Origin of the sequence: Cereibacter changlensis JA139 (assembly GCF_003034985.1) — a bacterium.
Lineage (GTDB): Bacteria > Pseudomonadota > Alphaproteobacteria > Rhodobacterales > Rhodobacteraceae > Cereibacter > Cereibacter changlensis.
This window is the reverse complement of the sequence record NZ_PZKG01000205.1, coordinates 1-5,104: the sequence shown is the minus strand read 5'-3', so window position 1 is coordinate 5,104 and position 5,104 is coordinate 1. Positions and strand designations below refer to the sequence as shown.

General features: G+C 60.8%; 4 protein-coding genes. 1 reads left to right on the top strand and 3 read right to left on the bottom strand.

From position 1 onward, the window contains the following. Nucleotides 1-704: autotransporter domain-containing protein (locus tag C5F48_RS21760; protein ID WP_146170698.1), on the bottom strand; the 704-nt coding region annotated here is incomplete at its 3' end. After that, on the bottom strand, nt 701-1,333 hold the full coding sequence (locus C5F48_RS21755) for an ice-binding family protein (RefSeq protein WP_107665845.1): 633 nt from the start codon (nt 1,331-1,333) through the stop codon (nt 701-703). The genes C5F48_RS21755 and C5F48_RS21760, both read right to left, overlap by 4 nt. Before the next feature lie 703 nt (nt 1,334-2,036). On the opposite strand from C5F48_RS21755, the gene C5F48_RS21750 reads away from it, so the two are divergent. Beyond that, entirely contained in the window at nt 2,037-3,728 is a 1,692-nt protein-coding gene (locus tag C5F48_RS21750) for an EAL domain-containing protein (protein ID WP_107665844.1), read from the top strand. Nucleotides 3,729-3,768: 40 nt separating this feature from the next. Here C5F48_RS21750 and C5F48_RS21745 read toward each other — a convergent pair whose 3' ends face one another. Then, nucleotides 3,769-4,752, bottom strand: a complete 984-nt coding sequence (locus C5F48_RS21745) for a GGDEF domain-containing protein (RefSeq protein ID WP_170139736.1) — start codon at nt 4,750-4,752, stop codon at nt 3,769-3,771. Nucleotides 4,753-5,104: the final 352 nt, after the last annotated feature.

Here is a 5,104-nt window from a genome sequence, read left to right as displayed (position 1 = left end):
GCCAGGAAGAGGCTGTCGCTCTCGCCCGAGCCGGCCCCGTCGGCGATGTCAAAATCGGACTTCGCCGAGGAGAGCGACAGACCGAAGCTGGCGCCGTCGCCCGGCGAATAGACCAGACCGGCGGCGACGCCGCGGTTGTTCGAGGTCAGCTCGCCGCTGCCCATCGACGCATCGCCGTCGATGACGTTGCGCGAGCCGTAGCCCGAGAGCCACATGTCCCAGTTGCGCGGCTCGGCGGCGGCATAGGCGAAAGTGGGAGCCGCGGCGGGCGCCTCCCGGTCGTATTTGCTGCTGTAGGCGGCGTTGATCTTCTCGGGCACCCAGCCGACCGGCACGCCCGGATCGCTCGGCACGGCCGGCGCGAAGGGTTGCCGGGTGGAGCGCAGCACCGTGTCGAGGAAGTGGTCCATCGACTGCATGACGGTCGGCGCGACGCCGGTCGCAACCTCGCCCGAGAGCTGCGACAGGGTAGCCGCCAGCTCGTCGCCGCTCTGGGTTGCGGCGAGGATGGCGAAGCTGGTCGGCAGCACGCCGCCATCGGTGACATAGTCGGACAGCGCGCCCGCAACCGCGGTCTCGTTGTCGGAGAACGCGCCCTCCTCCGGCGTCGGATCGAATTCGGCCGCGGCGAGGGTGCAGACCTCGATGGTGTTGGTGTCCAGCGTCACCGCGCCGTTGCGCGCCAGTACCGCGCCGCAATTCACCGTGCCGAGGTGTTCAGGGTGATGCTGTCCAGCGCGAGGATCTGGCCGATCAGAGCCGCCGTGGTGTCGATCGTCGCCGAGGTGCCGACCCGGAAGAACACGTTGCCGCCCTGCGCGCGCCCGTCCAACTCGATCGCCGAACCACTGCCCGCCGTCAGCGTCGTGCCAATGTTAATGATGAAGATCGCATCAGGATTGCCGCCAGCATCTAGAATGAGGGTCTCGCCAGCCTCCAGGTTGGGTGAGGTGTCGAAGTTGTAGACCCCCGCCGTGAGCGTGCGCTCACCCAGACCCTGACCGGTCAGATCGCCCCCGGCAGATGTCGGGCGGCTGGCGAGAACGTTGTAGAGGGTCGTCAGGTCGTTATTAATCCGCACCGCCACGCCATTGGCGATATAGATCGCATCCCCCTCGCCGGTCTGGGTGACGCTGCCATCTCCGGAGAACGACGTGCCGGGGCTCAGCGCGATACTACCGTCGATGGTCGTCGGGCCGGTGTTGGTGATGGACTCCCCCGCGACCACGCAGAAGCTGATCAGATCCTGCGCAGAAGCGGTGCTGGCAAGGACGCAGCCGAGCGGCGCCGCCGCGATGGCGGCGCGGATGGAGAGAAGGCAGTGCTGGATCATGGTTTACCTATGCATTGCGGGCAACGAATTTGTTCAACGCAAGAGGGCGTTCCAGAACTTCAGCGTAGCGCACTCCCAAAATAATTCGGTATCTTGCAGATATGTATCTTTCGTACAACTCGGGCACCGCAGTCTATCCCCTGAGTTAGGCCGCCATCGGCCCCAATTTTGAAGATGGCCTTTGCCACGCTAGCGAGACTGCACGCGTCGACGCCATGAGAGATTTGCGCTGTCTTTCGTCTAGAGCCGCTTTCGAAGGCTGCTTTCTAAGGCTGCTTTCTAAGGCTGTAAAAGGCAGCGGCCGCGACCATATGGGCCGCTTGATGGGAGGACCAATGGCGTCATCAACATCAAGCTGCACGTTGTGACCGATGCCGAGGGGCGTTTGATCCATTCGCTATGACTTCGGTCAGCACTCCGAACTGGACTTGCAAAATCGCATGAGCCATCAGCTTGTGGTTGACTTGAACGGTTGCAGCCCCACTCTAGCAATAGGCGCGCATCGTCACTTTTTCGCGGAAGGGTCTTGCGAACAAGCCGATCTGGAGGTGCCTACGCACAGCGTAAGCGCCATTGACACCCGTGAGATAGGCCTCGAGCTTGGCGTTTTGAGCGCCCTCGCCATTGTCTTGCTGATCTCGGCCTGCCGGGGTGATCACTGTAGCTGGAGGCCCTCATCGATCGGGGCGCAGAAAAGAACGTAATGGATCGATCAGACATGGGATGTCATTTCCTCGGAAATGAGCTTGAGCGACTGCAGCAACTCTTCCGGGCAGCCCCCGGGTTCATCTGCGTTTTGAGTGGCCAGCGACACGTCTACGAATTGGCCAACGACGCTTACTACCAGCTCATCGGCCACCGCAAGATCATCGGATGCGCATTGGCCGAGGTCCTGCCAGAGGTCATATGGCAGGGGTTCGTCAACAAACTCGATCGCGTCTACAAGACCGGCCAGCCTTTCATCGGCCGCGCCGTGCCGATCAAGCTGCAGCGCAGCGCGGGGGGCGAACTGGAAGAGCGCTTCATCGACCTGACATACGAGGCGATACGGGATCGCGACAACCAGATCGTGGGCGTGTTTGCTCAGGGCCACGACGTCACCGAAGCGCACGAGCTGGCGCAAATGCTCGCCAGACAGGCGGCCCAGGATCCGTTGACCGGGCTGCTCAATCGGAGAGAGTTCGCGCGGCAGCTGGAAAGTCTTGATGACGAGCAACCAACTGCGGTGCTCTACATCGATGTCGATCACTTCAAGATCATCAACGACCGAAGTGGCCACGCCGCCGGTGACGCTCTCCTGATTCAGATCGCCGATGCCCTGCAGGCCAACATTTCCTGCGAGCATCTTCTGGCAAGGATCGGCGGCGACGAGTTCGCTCTGATCCTGCCCCGCGCCACGGCGCAGGTCGCTCTGGAGATGGCGCACCGCATGCGTGCAGCCGTCAATGACCTTCACCCGATCTTCACCGGTCGGCGATACAGCGTTTCCCTGAGCATCGGCATATCGATCGGCTGCCCAGGCGACGGGCTGACTTTCGCGGATGTCCTGAATCTCGCCGATGCGGCCTGTATCCTCGCCAAGGAGAAGGGCCGCAATCGCGTGCAGCTCAGCCTCCCCACCGACGAGGAGATCATGCTGCGCCGGGGTGAGATGGACGGCGCCACGCACTTGATGGAGGCAATCCGCGAAGGCCAGGTCGTCCTATACGCCCAAAGAATTTTCTCGATGGATCTCGGCAGTGAGGGCGATCCGAACTTCTATGAGGTTCTGGCCCGTCTCAGAGAGGCTGACGGTTCCATCAGACCTCCGGGCAGTTTCATACCCGCGGCGGAACGCTTTGGCCTGATCGACCATCTCGACCGGCACATAATCGAAAAGGTCTTCGCGCATCTGAGAAAGCCGCGGCGGGACAGCATCACCGATGTCTGCTACTTCGTGAATGTCTCGGCGCTGACCCTCAGCTCACCCGAGTTTCCGTCGTTCATCGGCGATCTGCTGGTGGAATATCCGGATGTCTCCCCCGGTCAGATCTGCTTCGAGGTCACCGAGACGGCGGTCATATCCAACATGCGCCGTGTCTGTCACATGATGAACCGGCTTGTCGAGGTGGGCTTCCGCTTCGCTTTGGACGACTTCGGCAGCGGAATGGCGTCCTTCGCCTATCTGCAGGACATGCCGGTGCATTTCGTGAAAATAGATGGGCAGTTCATCAGGGGCATTCTGGACCGGCCCGCCGGCGCGGATATCGTAGAAGCCGTGGCGAGGGTGGCGCGCGCGATGAACATGAAAACCATCGCAGAGTCGGTCGAAGTTTTGGAGCTGTTGCCGCATCTTCGGACGCTCGGCATCGACTATGGCCAAGGCTTCGCTCTACACCATCCCGAGCCGATCTGACCACCGGGCTGCGGCTCATGATCCGGATCGCGGCCTCCGCTCAACCCCTGCTGACCGTCTGGTTTCTGCCCCTGAGCTTCGCCTTGTAAAGCGCGCCGTCTGCAATGGAATACCAAATCTCCGGGTGGGAATAGTCCGGCTTGCAGCTCGCGAGGCCGATGCTGGCCGTTACGGAGAGCTCGGAATGGTCATCGAACTGGATGGTTTCTATGGCGGTCCGGATACGCTCGGCGATCGACCATGCATCTGCAATCTGGGCGCCACGCAAGAGGATGCCAAACTCCTCGCCACCCAGACGCCCGATCACGTCGGTGCGGCGGAGACTCTGTGCAGCGGCCAGAGCCACATTTCGCAGCACCTTGTCCCCGACGGGATGCCCATGGGTGTCATTGATGAGCTTGAACCTGTCGAGATCGACGATCGCCATCCAAGCGGGCGTTCCTTCCTTTTGAAACAACGTGAAGCTCTCCAGCACCGCCTCTTCAAAGCCCCTTCGGCTGAGAACTCCGGTAAGGCTGTCCAGCTTGGCGATAAGCCGGAGCTCCATCTGCGAGACGACGAGGCGCGCGAAGCTCTTCAACAGCTCATGATCGGCCAAACTGAAGCGTCGTGGCTCTGTGCCGATGACGCAGATGGAACCGATGTTGTAGCCATCCGGCGTCGTCAGGGGCGCGCCGAGGTAGCACTGCAGTCCGACGTCGCCGGTGACGAACTCGCTGCCCGAGAACCTGTGGTCCCGCCGGGCATCCTCGACCGCGAGAACATCGCCCGATCGGATCGTCCGGTCACAGAACGCGATCGACCGCGGCGTCTCGGTGACGCTGAGGCCCTCCGTCGCCTTGAACCATTGCCGGGTGCCGTCGATGAGCGTGATGGCCGCCATCGGGACCTTGAAGATGCTGGTAACCAGATGAATGATGTTGTCGAATTCGCTTTCGGGAGCGGTGTCGAGAACTTCATATCTGTGCAACGCTGAAAGGCGGCCTTGTTCATCTTCAAGATGAATGGAACGGTTCAACAGCATTTGGAATTTCCCCTCGGACACCTGGCGCGGAATTGCTCCACCACATGTGCGACCAGAAGAGCACGGACGGATATTTCGAAAAGCAGGACTCATGGTCCGGGATCACAAGAACCAGACAAAACACGACAACTGCCCTTGCGAGCGCTGCAGCATGCGACCGGAGTGGATTGTCATTCCATGGAACACGCGACACGGAGCGATTATCCGAAATGGAATCTTGCCAACAAATCCGTATATGCCGAAATAATGACCTTCGCAATGCTTTACTGCCTCGACCCAGATTTACAATAAACCCGGTTTACAAACTTGCGTTGCGCAAGTTTGTTATATTTTTCAAGCCCCTCATGGGTTT

Excerpts from the sequence above, each read along its gene's own strand:
- C5F48_RS21750 (WP_107665844.1), top strand. The coding sequence starts at position 2,037 with ATGGATCGATCAGACATGGGATGTCATTTCCTCGGAAATGAGCTTGAG.
- C5F48_RS21745 (WP_170139736.1), bottom strand. The coding sequence starts at position 4,752 with ATGCTGTTGAACCGTTCCATTCATCTTGAAGATGAACAAGGCCGCCTT.
- C5F48_RS21755 (WP_107665845.1), bottom strand. The coding sequence starts at position 1,333 with ATGATCCAGCACTGCCTTCTCTCCATCCGCGCCGCCATCGCGGCGGCG.